The sequence below is a fragment of the Actinacidiphila yeochonensis CN732 genome, assembly GCF_000745345.1.
Taxonomy (GTDB): domain Bacteria; phylum Actinomycetota; class Actinomycetes; order Streptomycetales; family Streptomycetaceae; genus Actinacidiphila; species Actinacidiphila yeochonensis.
This window is the reverse complement of sequence record NZ_JQNR01000004.1, coordinates 1,255,494-1,271,954: the sequence shown is the minus strand read 5'-3', so window position 1 is coordinate 1,271,954 and position 16,461 is coordinate 1,255,494. Positions and strand designations below refer to the sequence as shown.

The following is a 16,461-nucleotide window of genomic DNA, read 5'->3' as shown; positions in this document are numbered from 1 at the left end:
CGGAACCCGTCACCGGTACCCCTGTCGGTGGGGGCGCGTACGATCCCAGCATGGGTGAGGTGGTGACGGGTCTTCGGCTGCTCGTCGAGGGTCAGCGGTGGGTGGCTCGCCACGGGCGGGACTGGCGCTTCGGCATGCTGCCGGCCCTGATCACCCTGGCCGGATACGCCGTGGCGCTGGTCGCCCTGGTGGTGTGGGGCGACGACCTGGTGGCCTGGGCCACGCCGTTCGCGGCGCACTGGCCCTCCCTCTGGCGGGGCGCGTTCCGCGACCTGCTGACGGCGGTGGTCGTCGGCGGCGGGCTGCTGCTGGCGGTGGTGTCGTTCACGGCCGTCGCACTGCTGGTCGGCGGTCCGTTCTACGAGGCGCTGGCCGAGCGGGTGGAGGCCGCCGAGGGCGGGGCGCCGGAGGCGCCGGAGCGGCCCTGGTGGCGAGAGCTGTGGATCGGGCTGCGGGACGCGGTCCGGGTGCTGATACGGGTCGCCGCGTTCGGCGTCGTCCTGTTCGCGCTGGGCTTCGTTCCGGTGCTGGGCCAGACGGCGGTGCCCGTGGCCGGCTTCTGCGTGTCGGGCTATTTCCTGGTGCTGGAGCTGGCGGCCGTCGCCTTCCAGCGGCGGGATGTGCCCGTGAAGGAGCAGTTGCGGCTGCTGCGGGGACATCTGCCGATGGTGCTGGGCTTCGGCGTGCCCCTCGTGCTGGCCTTCCTGGTGCCGGTGGCCGCGGTGGTGCTGATGCCGGGCGCGGTGGCCGGCGCGACGTTGCTGGTGCGCGCGCTGCTCCCGGCGACCGCCGCCGTGCCCGCGCAGGCCGGGGCGGTGCCCCCGGCTCCCGGCCGCGAGGCTCGGCCCGGCAGCGCGGAACCGGCCCCGTGGACACGGGACTCCGGTTCACCCACGGACCCTCGGCGCCAGGTCATGTGACGCACACCCGGGTAGCCCCGCCCTGGACGAGGAGCGGGGCTCCGCCCGGGCACTCTCCGGCCTCCGTACGGATGTCGGCGGCGTCACTGGCAGGCGTGGTCCGGGGCGACGGCAGGCCATGCCTCGACGCGGTCGGAGGTGCGCACGTACACCTTCGAGGTGTCGGCCGAGGTCCACAGTTCCTCGTCGTGCCAGTGGTAGCCGGTGTCCCGCGCGTCGGCGGGCAGGGTCGCGTCGCCCTCGTAGCGGGAGGTGAGCGTGCCGGGCGGCAGGACGCCCTCGGGGTCGCGGGCGTAGAGCCGGTCGGCCGCCGCCTCGTCGAGTTCCAGGAAGTGTGCCTGCTGCCAGCCGCAGTGCGCGGGGCCGGCCGTGCTGTTGACCTTCGCCACCGGAACGCGGTGGCCGGCCCGGTCGGACCAGATCTCGTAGGGCTCTTTGCCGGTGAAGCTCGCGGGCAGTTCAGCCGGGTCGCAGGAGGCGCTGGTCTCCGGACCCCAGCCGGGCCGGCCGGGCTGGTCCCTGGCCACGATGACGGCGACCTTGGTCCGGCCGCCGACGTCGAAGGAGAAGAGGACCCGCTGGGCGTCCCTGCGCTCCACCCGGTAGCCGTAGCGCGGCAGGTCCGGCTGTTCGACGGAGAAGTACGCCTTCAGCCCCTCCTCCGGGGTCCGCCCGCCGTCGCCCTTGCTCCACGGGTCTCTGGTACCGCCGGAGTAGACCTCCCCCGAGCACTCCAGCGCGAGCCCGGCCGCCCCCGCCGCTGCCTTCGCGGAGGCGGGGTCGTCCCGCCCGGCCGTGTCCCTGCGGGGGACGTGCAGGGGTCCGCCGTACGGCACCGCCGGCGGACGGCCGGCCACCACGAGGTGCCCTGTCCCGCCGCCGCATCCGATCGCCCCCGCGGCCAGCAGGACCACCGCCGCCGCTCCCTGTCCGCCCGCTCCCCCGCGCATGCCCGCCCCCATGTCCGCCGTCGCTGCTGTACGGGTCCGACGCGCCGCCCCCGGAGCCGGTTCCGCTCGTGCCGCGACCGGCAGGGTCTGCCCGGTGGCGAGGTGCGCTGGCGCGGGTCGTCACCAGGCGGCCGGAAAGCCACGTAGTCGGCTACGTGGCTCTTTCGGCCAACGCCGCGAGGGTCCGTGCCAGGGCGGCGAGAGGGGCACACCCTGCCGGGAGAGGCACGAGGACGGCCGCGGAGGGGGCGGGGTGTCGGCGGGCCGGGGGCAGGCGCGGCCGGGTCAGGCGACGCGCTGGACGGCGACCATGGCGATGTCGTCGGACAGCCGGGCGTCCGCGTGGCGGAGCAGGTCGGCGCGGATGTCCTCCAGCAGGGCCTCGGGGGTGTCGGCGGTCCAGCGCGCCAGGTGCTCCGCCAGCGGGTAGAACTCCCCGGCGGGGTCGCGGGCCTCGATCACGCCGTCGGTGTAGAGCAGCAGGATGTCGCCGACGGCGAGCGGGTGGACGTCGATGTGGTGCCTGCCCTCGGAGAGGTCGCCGAGGCCGAGGGGCAGCTCCGGCGCGCCGGGGAAGAGCGTGGCCACGGTGCCGTCGTGGATCAGCAGCGGCGGGGGGTGGCCGCAGTTGGCCACCCGCACCACCGAGCCGTCGTCGGCCACGTCGATGACGACGGCGGTCACGAACAGCTCGCCGTAGCCGGAGCCCGGTCCGGGGGAGGCGGCTGGGACCGGCTCGGACGTGGGGCCGGTGCGGGAGATCGTGCGGGGTTCGGCGAGGGCCGCGCCGGGGCCCTGCGGCAGCGGGGCGGGTCGGCGGGGCGTCCCGCGCCAGGTCGGCGAGGTCGGCGCGCAGGTCGGCGTCGAGGTAGGCGGGCAGGGCGGCGAGCGCCGTACCGTCGCGGACGGCGCGGCGGAACGCGCCCAGCAGCAGCGCCGTGACCTCGACGGCGCCCAGCCCCTTGCCCTGCACGTCGCCCACCATCACCCGGGAGGCGCCGCACGTGCGGGCCGCGGCGTACAGGTCGCCGCCGATCGCCGCCTCCTCGTCGGCCGCGAGGTACATCGACGAGATGGTGACCCGGCCCAGGCGGGGCGGCAGCGGCCGCAGCAGTGCCCTCTGGGTGACCTCGGCGACCCTGCGCACCTGGGCGAGCTGCCGTTCGCGGCTGCTGCGCAGCCGGGCGGCGAGCACCGATCCGGCCCCGACCAGCACGGTGGTGACCATGACCACCGGGAAGTTCTCCGTGCCGACGGTGCCGTTCTCCACCGCGGTCGCCACCACGCACCCCAGGGCGACGACGGCGATCACGAGCACGGGCAGCGCGGCGAGGAAGACGGCGGACAGGGCGGGTACGGCGATCAGGAGACCGCTGATCCGGATGTCCGGGCCCCCGGCGAAGTCGACGGCGACGAGCACGGCGAGCGCCGCGAACGGCGCCGCGAGCCGGACGCGGGGCGAGGAGAGGCAGCGCGACACGGCGAGGCCCGCGCGCCGGCCGCTGGCGGTCATGTCCTCCACGCTACCGCCGCGGCCTGGAGCTTTCGCGGCGGCGCGAGTCGCGGCGGCTGGTCCGGCACGTTCCCCTCTGACGAACCCCTTCCGGCTGGATCACCGTCCCGCACGGCCTCGGACAGGCTCGGACAGCCCGGGACGGCCCGGAAACGGAGCGGCGGCGCGGGCCGCCTCCCTGCTACGGTCGGCCCCATGAGTCACGGCACCAGCCGCGGCACGGGGACCGTGCCCGGCACCAGCGCGACCGCGCGAGCGACCAGCTCGCCGGTTGCCGCCGCCTGACCTTCTTCCTCCTCCCGGCGACCGGAAACGGTCCGCCGGCCCGCGCCTGCCCGCGCCTTTCTCCGCGGCCCCGCCCGGCGTCCCGCCCGGCGTCCCGCGACCAGAAAGGCAGCGCCCCCGTGGACCCCGAGACCACTCCCCCGCACTCCGCCCCGCCCGAGCGCCCCGCTTCTCCCGGAACCCCCGCCCCGCCCGGGAACCTCGACCCCGGGCCGTCGCCGGAGGAGGCCGTGGCCTCCCGTCCGCCGTGGGTGGCCACGGCCGAGGGGACCGCCGCCGCCTTCCTCGGCTTCTTCCGCGACCGCGGCCACCACGTGCTGCCGGGCGAGTCGCTGGTGCGGCCCCCCGACGATCCGGTGCTGTTCACCACCTCCGGGATGCACCCCCTCACCCCGTACCTCACCGGCCGCCCGCACCCGCTCGGGGTACGGCTGGCCGACGTGCAGCGCTGCCTGCGCACCACCGACCTCGACGAGGTCGGCGACGACAACCACCTGACGGCCTTCCAGATGCTCGGGTCGTGGTCGCTGGGCGACTACGGCGGCGAGCGGAGCCTGCTGTGGGGCTACGACCTGCTCGTCGACGGCTACGGCATCGCCCCGGGGCGGCTGCACGCCACCGTCTTCGGCGGGGACGGCCAGGTCGGCGAGGACGTGGTCGCCCTGCGGACCTGGGAGCGGCTCGGGGTACCGGTGGAGCGGACCACCGGCGACAACTGGTGGTCCAACGGTCCCACCGGCCCGTGCGGGCCCGACTCGGAGATCTTCGTGTGGACCGGCGACGGGCCGCCCACGGGCTCACCGGCCTCCGATCCGCGCTGGTGGGAGGTGTGGAACCACGTCACCATGCGCTACCGCCGGCACGAGGACGGCAGCCTGACGGAGCTGTCCCGCGGCAGTGTCGACACGGGGATGGGCCTGGAGCGCCTGGTCACCGTCCTGGAGGGGGTGCGGTCGGTCTACGACAGCGAGGTGTTCGCCGACTGGCGGCGGCTGCTGCCGTCCGGCTGGACCGACGGCGAGACGTCGTGGCGGATCGTGGCCGACCACCTGCGCTCGGCCGTCGTCCTGGTCGGTGACGGGGTGCGGCCGGCCGCCGGCGGGCAGGGGTACGTGCTGCGCCGGCTGCTGCGGCGGGCGCTGACACTGCTGTGGCGGGTGGACCCGGGGCGGTCCCTGGACGGTCTGCCGCTGCCGCTGGTGACCGGGACGCTGCGGCGGTTCGGGCTGCCGGAACAGGGTTGCGAGCGGGTGGCCGAGGTGCTGCCGGCCGAGGAGCGGCGGTTCGCCGTCCTGCTGGAGCGCGGCCGGCGGGTGCTGCGGCAGCCTCGGTTCGCCCGGCCGCCGACCGAGGAGGACTACGCCTACCTGCACGACACGCACGGACTGCCGAGGGACCTGGTCGACCAGCTGCGGCGGGAGGGCGGAGCCCCCGGGGAGGTGCCCGGCACCGGTCGGCGGAGCGCCGGGGACCCGCGGTAGGCGGGCGCGGCGAGGGGCCCGGCAGGGGGCTCAGCAAAGCGCGGCAAGAACTCCAGAAGAGGAGGCCGGTAAATGGGCGAGCCCCTGGGATGCCGGTCATCACCGGTGTCCCAGGGGCGCGGCCCGGGGGTGCCCGCAGGGGGCACCGGGTGTCAGGAGGTCAGATCGACTTCGCCGGGACCGTGCCGGACTCGGTGATCACGATCTTGGAGGTGGTGGAGCCGCTGCGCGAGCCCTTGCCCTCGATCTGCTTGACCAGGTCCTGGCCCTCGACGACCTCGCCGAAGACGACGTGCTTGCCGTCCAGCCAGGACGTCACCACGGTGGTGACGAAGAACTGCGAGCCGTTGGTGTTCGGGCCCGCGTTGGCCATGGACAGCAGGAACGGCCGGTCGTGCTTGAGCTGGAAGTTCTCGTCCGCGAACTTGTTGCCGTAGATGCTCTTGCCGCCGCGGCCGTCGCCGCTGGTGAAGTCGCCGCCCTGGAGCATGAAGTCGGGGATGACCCGGTGGAACGCCGAACCGGCGTAGCCGAAGCCGTGCTCGCCGGTGGCCAGCTCGCGGAAGTTGCGCGCCGTCTGGGGCACGACCTCGTGGAACAGGTGGAAGACGATGCGCCCCGCCGGCGCACCGTCGATGGAGATGTCGAAGTAGACGTTGTCCTTGGTGTCCATAGGTTCATCCTGTCATCCCCCGGGTCCGGAGATGACCACCGGCCCGCCCATCGGGCCGACTGTCGGCCCCGAGCCGGGCCCGCACCGGGTCGCTCGTACCCCCTGCCCGCCCGCGCCGGGCCCGCACCCGGCCCGTTCGGGTGGTTCGGGCCCGCCCAGCCCGTTCGGCCGCTTCCGCCGGCGGTACCGCTGGCGCGTCACCGGACCGTCCCCGAGGGTGGGTGCCGGGGGCCGCGCGCGAGCGAGGAGAGCGGATGACGGTCACGGCCGGCGGCGGGCGCCCGCGCAGGCTGGTGCTCGCCGCGATGATCTTCGCGGTGGCGATGACGTTCATCGACCAGACCATCGTGTCGATCGCGGTGCCGCAGATCCAGAGCGAGCTGAAGCTGAGCAACACCGGCGTGCAGTGGGCGGTCAACGCGTACCTGATGGCGCTGGCCGCGCTCTTCGCCTACGGCGGCCGGCTGGCCGACACCGTGGGCCACCGCCGGGTGGTCGTACTCGGGGTCGTCGTCTTCGCGCTCGCCTCGCTGCTGTGCGGGCTCACGCCCAAGGGCGCCGCGGCGCAGGCGTGGATCGTGGTGTTCCGGGCGGTGCAGGGCCTGGGCGGGGCGATGCTGTTCCCGGCCGCGCTGGGCATCGTGGTGCAGACGTTCCCGCTGCGCGAGCGCGGGAAGGCGCTGGCGATGTTCTTCGGCGTCGCCGGCGGCCTGACGGCTGTGGGCCCGATCCTCGGCGGCTGGCTGACCTCCTGGACGTGGCGCGCCATCTTCTGGGTGAACCTGCCGGTGGCGGCGGTCGCGCTGGTGCTCATCGCGCTGGCCAAGCCGGTCACGGAGCACCGGCCGGCCCGGATGGACTACCGCGGTCTGGCCCTGGTGGCGTCGGGTATCGGGCTGAGCGTCCTCGGTTTCCAGCAGTCGCAGATCTGGCACTGGTCCAACCCGGGCACCTGGTTGTGCATCGTGGCGGGGCTGGTGCTGCTGGTCGTGTTCCACCGGGTGGAGCTGCGCACCGCCGAGCCGCTGATCCAGGTGCGGATCTTCTCGGTGCGGGCGTTCCTGGTGGAGAACATGGTGCTGGGCATCAGCATGCTGGTGTTCATCCCCTTCTTCTTCTTCGCCAGCGAGTACGCGCAGCTCTCCCTGGGCAAGTCGGCGTCCGAGGCGGGGCTGTACCTGCTGTACTTCTTCATCGGCTTCGTCGTCGCCAGCCAGTTCGGCGGCCGCATGCTGGACCGCGGCGGCGCCAAGCGGCCGGTGGTCGCGGGCTGCGCGGTGTGCGCGGTCGGCTTCTACCTGCTGGCGGGCGAGGTGACGGACCTGGACTTCGGCAGCCAGCAGTGGTCGATCGTGCTGGCCGGCGCCGGCATGGGCCTGATGCTGACGCCGGCCAGCACCGACGCGGTCAACCGCGCCTCGCGGCTGTCGTACGGCGAGGCCACCGGCATCACCCAGACCGTCCGCAACTACGCCGCCAGCCTGGGGCTGGCCGTGCTGGGCACCGTCTCAGTGGCCCGCTTCCAGTCGCGGCTGGCCGACTCCCTGGCCGCGCGCGGGGTGCCGCGCGGCCAGGCGGACGCGCAGGCGCGCTCCCTCGCGCAGTCGCACTCCACCAGCGGCGGCAGCACCTCCTCGATCCCGCACTTCGTCCGGCTGGACTTCGCGTACGCGACGCGGACGGTCTTCTCCGTGATGGCCGGAGTCATGGCCGCGGCGGCGGTGGTGGCCTGGTTCGGCCTGCGAAGGGGCGTCCAGCAGGAGATCGCCGAGCCGCCCGGCCGGGAACCGGGCGCCGCGCACCCCACCGGCGCGTCCGCCCCGCCCGGCACCCCGGACGGGGACCGGCAGGGTCCCGAGCCGGACGCGTAGCCGCGCCCGGGAGCCCGCAGCCGCTTCGGTGGCCGCCGCCGGTTGGCTTCGGAGCCGTCGGAGCAGGCGAACAAGGGGGACGAGCCGATGGCTCTGCGCCGCCGGCTGGCAGCACGCCGATCCGGGACTTCCCCGTCACGTGGGAGGTCTGTGTCCAGCGCGGGCGGCTCCGCGGGCGAAGGACAGGCCGGGGACGGGCAGGACCGCCCTCACCCCCGCGTTCAGCGCACGCGCAGGACGGTCTTGGCGCGGCGGTGCGGCCGGGTGAGCGAGGTGTAGGCGGCCGCGGCGTCGGAGAGGTGGAAGACGTCGGCGAGCGGTGGCGTCAGGCGGCCCTCGGCGACCAGGCCGGAGAGCCGGTCGAGGCCCTCACGGTCGGGCTCGACCACGAAGAAGGCCCCGCGCCGGCCCTCCGGCCCCTGTGCCTCCACCGGGGCGGCGACGCTGACCAGCACGCCGCCGGGCCGCAGCACCCGCCATGAGCCCGGCCACACGGGCGCGCCGACGGTGTCGAGTACCAGGTCCATCCCGCCCGCCGCCTCCTCGAACGGCCCGGCAGCATAGTCCAGCACCTCGCGCGCGCCCAGGTCCCGGACGAACGCGGCGTCGCCGACGGCCGCTGTCGCCGTCACCTCCGCGCCCAGGGCGGCGGCCACCTGGACGGCGATCGAACCGACCCCGCCCGCGCCGCCGTGTACGAGCACCCGCGCGCCCTCGCACAGCCCGCCGTGCACCACCAGCGCCTGCCAGGCCGTCAGCCCCGCGAGCGGGAGGGCGGCGGCCTGGTGGTGGTCGAGCCGGGGCGGCTTGGCGGCGAGCACCTCGGCGGGCACGGCGGTGAACTCGGCGGCGGCTCCGTCCCGGGTGAAGGGGATCAGCCCGTAGACCTCGTCGCCGGCCCGCCACTCCCCCGCGTCGCCGCCGGTCTCGGCCACGACACCTGAGAACTCCTTGGACGGGATGACCGGCAGCCGCGGCCGGCCGCCGCCGTCGAACGCGTCCGTCCAGGTGGCGTCCCAGTCCAGTTCGCCGGGGGTGACGGCCGCCGCGTGCACCTGGACCAGCACCTCGCCGGCCGTGGGCCGGGGCTGCGGCGCGTCCTCGTACCGCAACTGCTCGGGACCGCCCCGGCTGTGGGCCCGCACCGCCCGCATGTCCGCCATACCGCCGCCTTCCGTCGTGCTTCCGTGGTCTTCGGTCGTCCTCGGTGCTCTTCCGTGCTCTTCAGTGCTCTTCAGTGCTCTTCGGCGGCCCTCGGTGCTCTTCCGCCGCGGTGCGCTGGTCCTCCGCCGCGCTCCGGTGCATGCCGCCGGCCTCCGATCGTTCCGGCACCTCCCGCAGGGCTCCTGGAGCCCGCGGCTCCCGGCGGGCCCGGAGTCGGCTCCGCTGACGCTCGGACGCGTGTTCGCCGCCCCTCGGCTCCCTCGCGGCCGCCCGCCGCGCTGTGCCCCCGGAAGCCCCCGTGCCGACGCGGACATGAAACCCCGTCAGGGCGGCCGAGTGACGGCGACCCGCCGCATGGGCGGCCGATCCCTGAGCTTCCCCCTCCCCCCGGAAGGGGGTGCCGAGAGACCGCCGACCACTGCCCTTCCGTCTCCAATACCCCTTTTGTCGGGCGCACTTGGTACGACCTTTGCCGTCGGATCGAGGCAACCGGGTCCCATGGAGCCGATGTTGTCTGCACACTGTCAACCACTGGCGGCACGTCCACCCCACTGGTGGCCGCCAGTTACCTCTGCACCGCGAGATCCGCGAGAAGGAGCAGTATGTCGGCAACCATCCGCCTCACCGCAGCCACCGCCGTCACCGCGGCGGTCCTGTCCGCCCTGGCGACCGCGCCCGCCGTCGCCGCCGCACCGGGCCTGCGCATGACTCCGATGAACGGGCAGGTCGGCAGCCACCGCCTGGTCGGCGGGATCAAGAACAGCACCAGCGGCAACTGGGCCGGCTACGCCGCGACCGGCACGACGTTCACCAGCGTGTCGGCGAGCTGGGTCCAGCCGTCGGTCACCTGCACGAGCGCGACCACCTACTCGTCGTTCTGGGTCGGCATCGACGGCGACGGCACCAGCTCGGTGGAGCAGACGGGCACCGAGGCGGACTGCTCCGGCGGCAAGGCCGTCTACTCGTCCTGGTACGAGATGTACCCGGCGTACCCGGTGAACTACAGCAACGCGGTCAGCCCGGGCGACCACTTCACGGCCACCGTCAGCCGGAGCGGCAGCACGTACACGCTCACCCTCTCCGACACCACGAAGGGGTGGACGAAGACCACGACCAAGACGCAGAGCGGCCTGTCGAACGGGTCCGCGGAGGTCATCGCCGAGGCGCCGTCCAGCAACACCGGCGTGCTTCCGCTGGCGCACTTCAGCACCGCGAGCTTCACCGGCGCCACGGCGAACGGGCAGGCGATCGGCAACTACTCGCCGGACCAGATCACCATGGCCTCGGGCAGCACCACCAAGGCCACCACCTCCGCGCTGAGCGGCGGGGAGAACTTCTCGGTCGCCTGGAACCACGCCTGATCGGACGGCGGGGAGCAGGACGGGGCGGCCCCGGGGCGCGACGGCGTCCCGGGGCCGCCCGGCGCCGTGGCACCGGCCCCCGCCCGAAAGCGGTCCGTTTCGGGACGTACCGCCCGGGTACCCGACATGGTCGAAGGACGATCGACCAGGAAGGCACCAGCTCCATGACCGACCAGGGAACCAACAAGACAGGCTTCGCGCGGGACGACGAGCTCAAGCGGGAGACGCTGGACGAGCTGCGGTCCAACCGGGCGGTGCGGGCCGAGCAGGACGCCGAACCTGAGCCCGTCACGGCGGACCGGCCCCTGGGCGAGGCCGCCCGGACCGGCGCGGCCCCGTCGGGGATGACGCCCGAGGGGGTGTCCCTGCGCAACGACCTGGCCCGGCACCTCGACCGGACCCTCTACCCGGCCCGGCGGAACGCGCTGCTGGGCTCGCTCCACCGCCACCAGGCGCCCGACACCCTGGTCGACCGGGTCGAGTCCCTTCCCGGCGACCGGGTCTACCCCAACGTGCAGGAGGTCGTCCGCGATCTCGGCTACGGCGTCGAACGCCCCCGGGGGTAGCCCCCGGCCCCGATCGGCGCGGGTCCGTCCGCCGTCGCCCGGCCTCGTGAGGGGGCGCCGGCGGACGGATCCCCCGCGTCCAGGGGGGTCGGAACCGTCGCGCGCCACGGCAATAGGGTGGCGCCGTGACACAGGGGACCACGGCCGCCGGTGCGGCCCGAGAGCGGGAGCGGCCGACCGTGCGGGCCGCCGAGGTGCGCGACGCCGCCGAGGTGGTGCGGCTGCGCCGGCTGATGTTCGAGGCGATGAGCGGACGGGACGCCGCCGGGCCCTGGGAGGCCGAGGCCGAGCGCGTGCTCGCCGCGCGGCTGGCGGCTCCGGGGAGCGAGGCGATGGGCGTCTTCGTGGTGGACGCGGAGGGCGGCGGGCTGGCGGCGTGCGCGGTGGGCACGGTCGAGGAGCGGTTGCCGTCGCCGGGGGCGCCGTCGGGCCGGTTCGGGTTCGTCTTCAACGTGTGCACCGATCCCGCCCACCGGCGGCGCGGCTACGCCCGGGCGGCCGTCGAGGCGCTGCTGGCGTGGTTCACCGCCGAGGGCGTCCACCGTGTGGACCTGCACGCCACCGTGGACGCGGCCGGGCTGTACCGCTCCCTCGGCTTCACCGAGCACTCACTGCCCCTGTCCCTTGACCTGCCGGGCCCCCGCCGAGGGTGACGGCGGGCCGCGGAGAGCGGCCAGGGCGCGGAACCGCCGGACGGGGCTGCCGTCCGGCGGTTCCGCGCCCCCTCCCCCACCGCCGTCCGGACGTCAGCGCCCGGAGGGCGCGGGGGACAGCACCGCCGCGTCGGCTGCCACGGCCCGCCCGGCGACCACGCGGCCGCCGGGACCGCGGCGCTCCAGCGTGCCGGAGACCACCGCGAGCACCAGCGCGGAGCCGGTGAGCACGACACCGACCCAGTTGGCCGAGGTGTAGGCGTGGCCGGTGGAGATCACCAGGCCGCCGAGCCAGGCGGCCAGCGCGTTGCCGAGGTTGAAGGCGCCGATGTTGACGGCCGAGGCCAGGGTCGGCGCGCCGGCGGCCTGGTCCAGGACCCGCTTCTGCAGGGGCGGCACGGTGGCGAAGCCGAGTGCGCCGATCAGCGCCACGGTGACGGCGGCGCCGGGCTTGCTGTGCGCGGTGACCGTGAAGACGGCCAGCACGGCGGCGAGCGCGGCCAGCGCGGTGTACAGCATCGGCATCAGGTGGCGGTCTGCCAGCCGGCCGCCGACGAGGTTGCCGCCCACCATGCCGATGCCGAACAGGACGAGCAGCCAGGTGACGGCGCCGTCGGAGAAGCCGGTGACGCCGGTGGCCATGGGCGCGAGGTAGGTGATGGCGGCGAAGACCCCGCCGAAGCCGAGCACCGTCATGGCCATCGCCAGCAGCACCTGGACGTTGCGGAAGACCGCCAGCTCGTGCCGGAGCCGTACCCCTTCGGGCCGCGGCAGGTCGGGGATCAGGCGGGCGACACCGAGCAGCCCGACCACGCCGAGCGCGGCCACCGCGAGGAAGGTGACGCGCCAGCCGGCCGTCTGGCCGATCCAGGTGCCCAGGGGCACGCCGACCACGTTGGCGATGGTGAGGCCGGTGAACATCAGGGCGATGGCGCCGGCCCGCCGCTGCGGGGCGACCAGTTCGGCGGCGACCACCGCGCCGATCCCGAAGAACGCGCCGTGCGCGAGGGAGGCGACCACCCGCCCGGCCAGCATGACGGCGAAGACCGGGGCCGTCGCGGAGATCAGGTTGCCCGCCGTGAACAGCACCATGAGCAGGAGCAGCATCCGCTTGCGCGGCATCCGGGTGCCGAGTACCGACATCAGCGGCGCCCCGGCCACCACGCCCAGGGCGTAGCCGGTGACGAGGAAGCCCGCGGTGGGGACGGAGACGCCGAAGTCGCCGGCGACCTGCGGCAGCAGGCCGACCATGACGAACTCGGTGGTGCCGATCCCGAAGGCCCCGATGGCGAGGGCCAGGAGCGCGAGGGGCATGGCGAGACCTTTCAGTGAGACGTGCGGTGGTGCTTCTCGGCGGAGCGGCGAGAAGCGAGAGGTGGTGAGACCTGCGGGGGGCGGGCGGTCCGTCCCCCTGGGTGGGGGCGCCGGAGCCCGGAAGCCCGCGGCGGAAAGGCGCATCAGCCCATTGGCGGCGGTAGCGTCTTACATGCGTCAACAATACTTGCAGACGCTGGTTAATGGCAATCGCGGGCAACGCGCTATGCTGGGAGCGGCTCGGATACCGCTACCGGACCGCACCGCCCGCTCCCGGAGGGGGACCATGACCGCCACGGACCCGGCACTGACCGCACTGGCCGACAGCTGGTGCGCGCTGTCCTTGCTGCACGGCCGCATCGAAGCCCGCATCGAGCGCGCGCTCCAGGACGGCCACGGCCTGAGCGTGCGCGAGTTCTCGCTGCTGGACGTGCTCAGCCGGCAGCACGACGACGAGGGCGGCCACCTCCAGATGAAGCAGGTGGCCGACGCGGTGGTGCTCAGCCAGTCCGCCACCACCCGCCTGGTCACCCGGATGGAGGAGCGCGGCCTGCTGGCCCGCTACCTCTGCCCGACCGACCGGCGCGGCATCTACACGAACGTCACCCAGGCCGGTCTGGACCTGCTGGCGGCGGCCCGCCCCACCAACAACGCGGCACTGCGGGACGCGCTCGACGACGCGGCGGCCGATCCCGGCCTGGCCCCCCTGGTCACCGCCGTCGAGGAGATCCGCCGCCCGGCCGCGGCCGACCCGGCCGCGGTGGGAGCCTGAGCCGCCCGGCGGCGGAAGCGGAGAACACGGCGAGGAGGATGCGGCGGATGACGGTGGGCGGAAGCGGCGCGTCGGCCGCCGGGGCCGTGGTGGTCGGCGAGGCGCTGGTCGACGTGCTGCCCGGCGGGCCGCGCGGGACACGGGAGCTGCCCGGCGGCAGCCCGGCGAACGTCGCCCTGGGCCTGGCCCGGCTCGGCCGGCCCGTCCGCTTCGCCACCCGGCTGGGCGCCGACCGGCTCGGCGCGCTGGTCGCAGGGCACCTGCGCGCCTCCGGGGTGGAGCTGCTGCCGGGCTCGACGGACGACGGCACCACCTCCACGGCGACGGCGGTGCTGGACGCGTCCGGCGCGGCCACGTACACCTTCGACCTGGAGTGGCGGCTCACGGAGCGGGCGGCGCGGGCGGTGGCCGACAGCCCGCCCGCCCACCTGCACACCGGCTCGATCGCCGCCGCCCTGCCGCCCGGCGGCGACACCGTGGCCGACCTGGTCCGGGCCGCCCGAGCCGCCGCGACGGTCTCCTACGACCCGAACCTGCGCCCGGCGCTGCTCGGCCCGCCCGGCGCCGAACGCGACCGGGTGGAGCGGCTGGTGGCGGCCGCGGACGTGGTCAAGGCCAGTGACGAGGACCTCGCGTGGCTGTACCCGGGCCGCGACCCGGAGCAGGTCGCGGCCGGCTGGGCGACCGGCGCGGGGCCCGCCCTGGTGGTGCTCACCCGGGGGGCGCGCGGCGCCGTCGCGTTCGGGCGGAGGGCTCGCGCGGAGGTGGCCGCGCCCCGGGTCCGGGTGGCCGACACGGTCGGCGCGGGCGACGCGTTCACCGCGGGGCTGCTGGCCGGACTACTGGCCGCGGGCCTGGCCGGCCCGGCCGGCGCCGCCCGCCCGGCGCTGGCGGCGGCAGCCGGCGGCCCGCGCCTGGCGGGCGCGGTCGCGGCGGCCCTGGAGCAGGCCGCCCGGGTGGCCGCGCTCACCTGCGCCCGCGAGGGCGCGGACCCGCCCACCGCGGCGGAACTCGCCGGCTGAGCCGTCGCCCACGTCCCGGGCCCGGGGGCCGGGAGTACGGACCCCTTCGGCGGCTCGGCGAGGACCCGGTGGACACCGGGGCCGTCCGGGCGCCGCCCCCCGGCCGGCGTGCGACAGGAGACGTGCGGCAGGAGAGGGCACGCCGACCGCGGACGGATCATGGCCGCCACGCCGCCCACCGCCCGCCGCACAGCGCGCCGCGCGCCGCGCGTGGTTCGGGTGGCGGCCCGGCACAACGGCACGCCGCGTCCCACCAGTGGCACGACGTCAGATCCCCTGAGCGCCGCCGTCCAGGAAGCGGCCGAAGAACCCCGCCACCAGCGCACGGTCGATGGCCAGGGCCCGCGCGGGCCGGACGGTGCCGATGTTGGCGGTGACGGTGGCGCGCGGCAGCCGAAGGTCCCGGCCGAGTCGCGGCACCAGGGCCTCCGCGTCGGTGAACGTGGCGTGTTCGGCTCCCTGGATGTCCAACGCCCGCTTCCAGCCCCGGCTGTTTCGGGTCAGCGCTCGCCACGAGGGCACCGTGGCAGGGGTGTTGCCGTCCTTGCCGACGAGCAGGAAGGGCCGGTCGAGCCCGTCGGCGGCGGCGCTGGAGAGGTAGCCGCTCTCGTCGTCGTCCTGAACGTAGGCGGTGACGCCGTCGAAGTTCGCGGCGGCGGCGATCCGCGGGTCGTCGTGCATCGCCTGGAGGGCGGTGAAACCGCCCGCGGACTGGCCGAACGCGCCGGTCCTCGACAGGTCGGCGGCGGACCGCAGGCCGTCGGGCAGGGCGTCGAGGAGCACGTCGAGGACGAAGCGGACGTCGTCCACCCGTACCTGGAGGACCTTGCGCAGCAGCGTCGCGACCTTCGCCGGGTCCGGGTGCTCCGGGTCGGGCACCACCGCGGCGAACTCGGCGGGGAGCACCGTGGACGCCACCCGGCCGTCGGGGAACTGCACCGCGGTGGCGTCGTAGGTGTGGTCGACCATGACGACGACGTGGCCGCGGGAGGCGAGGTCCTCGCACAGCAGCGTGCCCCAGGAGCGGGGGTCCCCGGCGCCGGGCGAGTAGAGGACGACGGGGTGGGGACCGGGCGCGGCGGGAGCGCCGAGGCGGGAAGCGGTGCGGGTGCCGGCCCAGTCGACCCGTTCGGCGGGGATGCCGGTGAGGCTGTTGAGCAGGGTCCAGCCGGCGGCCTCCCCGGGCAGCATGTAGGGCGCGGCGGGCAGGCCGGCGGTCCGCCGGGCGGGATAGCGCACGGTCGCCATCAGCTCCCGCGTCGGCGCACCCGTCCACGGATCGCGGCGGGAGCGGTCCACCAGGTGGAGGGCGTGGGCACCCACCGGATACGGCCCGCCGGGCGCGGGCAGCGCCAGGCGCACCCGCCCGGCGGCCGGTACGCGGCCGCTGCCGGGCGGGACGGCGGCGGCCGTACCGGCGCACGCGCCGGAGGCAGCGGCGGCGAGGGCCGACAGCACGAGGGTGCGTCGGCCGGGCGCGGGAGCCATCCGCCCGGCGGGGGTCACAGGACCGGCGGCAGCAGCAGAGGCAGCAGGGGCAGCAGGGGCAGCAGGCATGGAACGGCTCCGTTCGTCTCGACGGCCGGACCGGTGCGGCGGACCGCGTCCGCGCCACCGGTGCGGCACCAGCCTGGCCCAGGGGCCGGACCGGACCCATGCGGCAGACCGGAGACCCCGAGGGGGGCTGTCCCCCGGCCCTGTCCGGCGGCCCCGCGTTGAACGCTTCGCGGCCCGCCCGCGTACCCCAGGGTGGAAGGTGCCGGTGCCAGGCGGTCCGGCCCTTCCCCGGCCCCGGCTGCCCCGCTCGGGACGGCAGGGCGGCGGGACCGGCCCTCCGTGTACGAGGCGCGGGGGGGCGTACGCGCGGCTCCGACCGGCCGGAGACGGCGCGGTGGCAGGCGACGCGCCCGAAGGAC

14 protein-coding genes and 1 pseudogene are annotated in these 16,461 nt (G+C 75.5%); 8 read left to right on the top strand and 7 right to left on the bottom strand.

Annotated elements, in window-relative coordinates:
- Window positions 1-50: 50 nt before the first annotated feature.
- Window positions 51-920 carry an EI24 domain-containing protein gene (locus tag BS72_RS11885; RefSeq protein ID WP_051950958.1) on the top strand — a complete coding sequence of 290 codons (870 nt, stop codon included), beginning with the start codon at window positions 51-53 and terminating at the stop codon, window positions 918-920.
- 83 nt (window positions 921-1,003) lie between these two features.
- On the opposite strand, the gene BS72_RS11880 is transcribed toward BS72_RS11885, so the two are convergent.
- From BS72_RS11880 to BS72_RS39870, 3 genes and pseudogenes are all read right to left on the bottom strand, one after another.
- A complete protein-coding gene (locus BS72_RS11880) occupies window positions 1,004-1,870 on the bottom strand; it encodes a hypothetical protein (protein ID WP_037909234.1) in 867 nt (288 codons plus the stop codon).
- Between the two features lie 285 nt (window positions 1,871-2,155).
- A complete protein-coding gene (locus tag BS72_RS39180; protein ID WP_037909233.1) occupies window positions 2,156-2,554 on the bottom strand; it encodes a PP2C family protein-serine/threonine phosphatase in 399 nt (132 codons plus the stop codon).
- 166 nt (window positions 2,555-2,720) lie between these two features.
- A pseudogene (locus BS72_RS39870) lies at window positions 2,721-2,855 on the bottom strand (SpoIIE family protein phosphatase); the annotation flags it as partial.
- 1,043 nt (window positions 2,856-3,898) lie between these two features.
- On the opposite strand from BS72_RS39870, the gene BS72_RS11865 reads away from it, so the two are divergent.
- Window positions 3,899-5,149 carry an alanine--tRNA ligase-related protein gene (locus BS72_RS11865; protein ID WP_078901246.1) on the top strand — a complete coding sequence of 417 codons (1,251 nt, stop codon included), beginning with the start codon at window positions 3,899-3,901 and terminating at the stop codon, window positions 5,147-5,149.
- A 160-nt stretch (window positions 5,150-5,309) separates the two neighbouring features.
- Here BS72_RS11865 and BS72_RS11860 read toward each other — a convergent pair whose 3' ends face one another.
- Complete coding sequence (locus tag BS72_RS11860) at window positions 5,310-5,822, bottom strand: peptidylprolyl isomerase (protein ID WP_037909232.1); 513 nt, start codon at window positions 5,820-5,822, stop codon at window positions 5,310-5,312.
- A gap of 254 nt (window positions 5,823-6,076) precedes the next feature.
- On the opposite strand from BS72_RS11860, the gene BS72_RS11855 reads away from it, so the two are divergent.
- Complete coding sequence (locus tag BS72_RS11855; protein ID WP_051950956.1) at window positions 6,077-7,693, top strand: MFS transporter; 1,617 nt, start codon at window positions 6,077-6,079, stop codon at window positions 7,691-7,693.
- 221 nt (window positions 7,694-7,914) lie between these two features.
- On the opposite strand, the gene BS72_RS11850 is transcribed toward BS72_RS11855, so the two are convergent.
- Window positions 7,915-8,856 (bottom strand): NADP-dependent oxidoreductase, encoded by a 942-nt coding sequence (locus BS72_RS11850; RefSeq protein WP_198545855.1) that lies wholly within the window; start codon window positions 8,854-8,856, stop codon window positions 7,915-7,917.
- A 603-nt stretch (window positions 8,857-9,459) separates the two neighbouring features.
- Here BS72_RS11850 and BS72_RS11845 point away from each other — a divergent pair.
- The 3 genes from BS72_RS11845 to BS72_RS11835 all read left to right on the top strand — a co-directional run bounded on the left by BS72_RS11845 (window position 9,460) and on the right by BS72_RS11835 (window position 11,437).
- Window positions 9,460-10,218, top strand: coding sequence for a G1 family glutamic endopeptidase (locus BS72_RS11845; protein ID WP_037909231.1), 759 nt, complete (start codon window positions 9,460-9,462; stop codon window positions 10,216-10,218).
- A gap of 164 nt (window positions 10,219-10,382) precedes the next feature.
- Window positions 10,383-10,784: a DUF2795 domain-containing protein gene (locus BS72_RS11840; protein WP_037909229.1), complete on the top strand. Its 402-nt coding sequence runs from the start codon at window positions 10,383-10,385 to the stop codon at window positions 10,782-10,784.
- A 125-nt stretch (window positions 10,785-10,909) separates the two neighbouring features.
- The gene (locus tag BS72_RS11835; protein ID WP_407638959.1) at window positions 10,910-11,437 is read left to right on the top strand and encodes a GNAT family N-acetyltransferase; all 528 of its coding nucleotides are present in this window, start codon (window positions 10,910-10,912) and stop codon (window positions 11,435-11,437) included.
- A 93-nt stretch (window positions 11,438-11,530) separates the two neighbouring features.
- Here the strand turns inward: BS72_RS11835 and BS72_RS11830 are convergent, their stop codons facing one another.
- Window positions 11,531-12,751 carry an MFS transporter gene (locus tag BS72_RS11830; RefSeq protein WP_037909227.1) on the bottom strand — a complete coding sequence of 407 codons (1,221 nt, stop codon included), beginning with the start codon at window positions 12,749-12,751 and terminating at the stop codon, window positions 11,531-11,533.
- Between the two features lie 286 nt (window positions 12,752-13,037).
- On the opposite strand from BS72_RS11830, the gene BS72_RS11825 reads away from it, so the two are divergent.
- Entirely contained in the window at window positions 13,038-13,523 is a 486-nt protein-coding gene (locus BS72_RS11825; RefSeq protein ID WP_037909224.1) for a MarR family winged helix-turn-helix transcriptional regulator, read from the top strand.
- A gap of 47 nt (window positions 13,524-13,570) precedes the next feature.
- Window positions 13,571-14,545: a PfkB family carbohydrate kinase gene (locus tag BS72_RS11820; RefSeq protein WP_051950955.1), complete on the top strand. Its 975-nt coding sequence runs from the start codon at window positions 13,571-13,573 to the stop codon at window positions 14,543-14,545.
- A gap of 267 nt (window positions 14,546-14,812) precedes the next feature.
- Here BS72_RS11820 and BS72_RS11815 read toward each other — a convergent pair whose 3' ends face one another.
- Complete coding sequence (locus BS72_RS11815) at window positions 14,813-16,033, bottom strand: alpha/beta hydrolase family protein (RefSeq protein ID WP_037910208.1); 1,221 nt, start codon at window positions 16,031-16,033, stop codon at window positions 14,813-14,815.
- Window positions 16,034-16,461 lie beyond the last annotated feature (428 nt).

Coding starts and splice junctions, on each gene's coding strand:
- BS72_RS11885 (WP_051950958.1), top strand. CDS start 51: ATGGGTGAGGTGGTGACGGGTCTTCGGCTGCTCGTCGAGGGTCAGCGG.
- BS72_RS11880 (WP_037909234.1), bottom strand. CDS start 1,870: ATGCGCGGGGGAGCGGGCGGACAGGGAGCGGCGGCGGTGGTCCTGCTG.
- BS72_RS11860 (WP_037909232.1), bottom strand. CDS start 5,822: ATGGACACCAAGGACAACGTCTACTTCGACATCTCCATCGACGGTGCG.
- BS72_RS11855 (WP_051950956.1), top strand. CDS start 6,077: ATGACGGTCACGGCCGGCGGCGGGCGCCCGCGCAGGCTGGTGCTCGCC.
- BS72_RS11850 (WP_198545855.1), bottom strand. CDS start 8,856: ATGGCGGACATGCGGGCGGTGCGGGCCCACAGCCGGGGCGGTCCCGAG.
- BS72_RS11845 (WP_037909231.1), top strand. CDS start 9,460: ATGTCGGCAACCATCCGCCTCACCGCAGCCACCGCCGTCACCGCGGCG.
- BS72_RS11840 (WP_037909229.1), top strand. CDS start 10,383: ATGACCGACCAGGGAACCAACAAGACAGGCTTCGCGCGGGACGACGAG.
- BS72_RS11830 (WP_037909227.1), bottom strand. CDS start 12,751: ATGCCCCTCGCGCTCCTGGCCCTCGCCATCGGGGCCTTCGGGATCGGC.
- BS72_RS11825 (WP_037909224.1), top strand. CDS start 13,038: ATGACCGCCACGGACCCGGCACTGACCGCACTGGCCGACAGCTGGTGC.
- BS72_RS11820 (WP_051950955.1), top strand. CDS start 13,571: ATGACGGTGGGCGGAAGCGGCGCGTCGGCCGCCGGGGCCGTGGTGGTC.
- BS72_RS11815 (WP_037910208.1), bottom strand. CDS start 16,033: ATGGCTCCCGCGCCCGGCCGACGCACCCTCGTGCTGTCGGCCCTCGCC.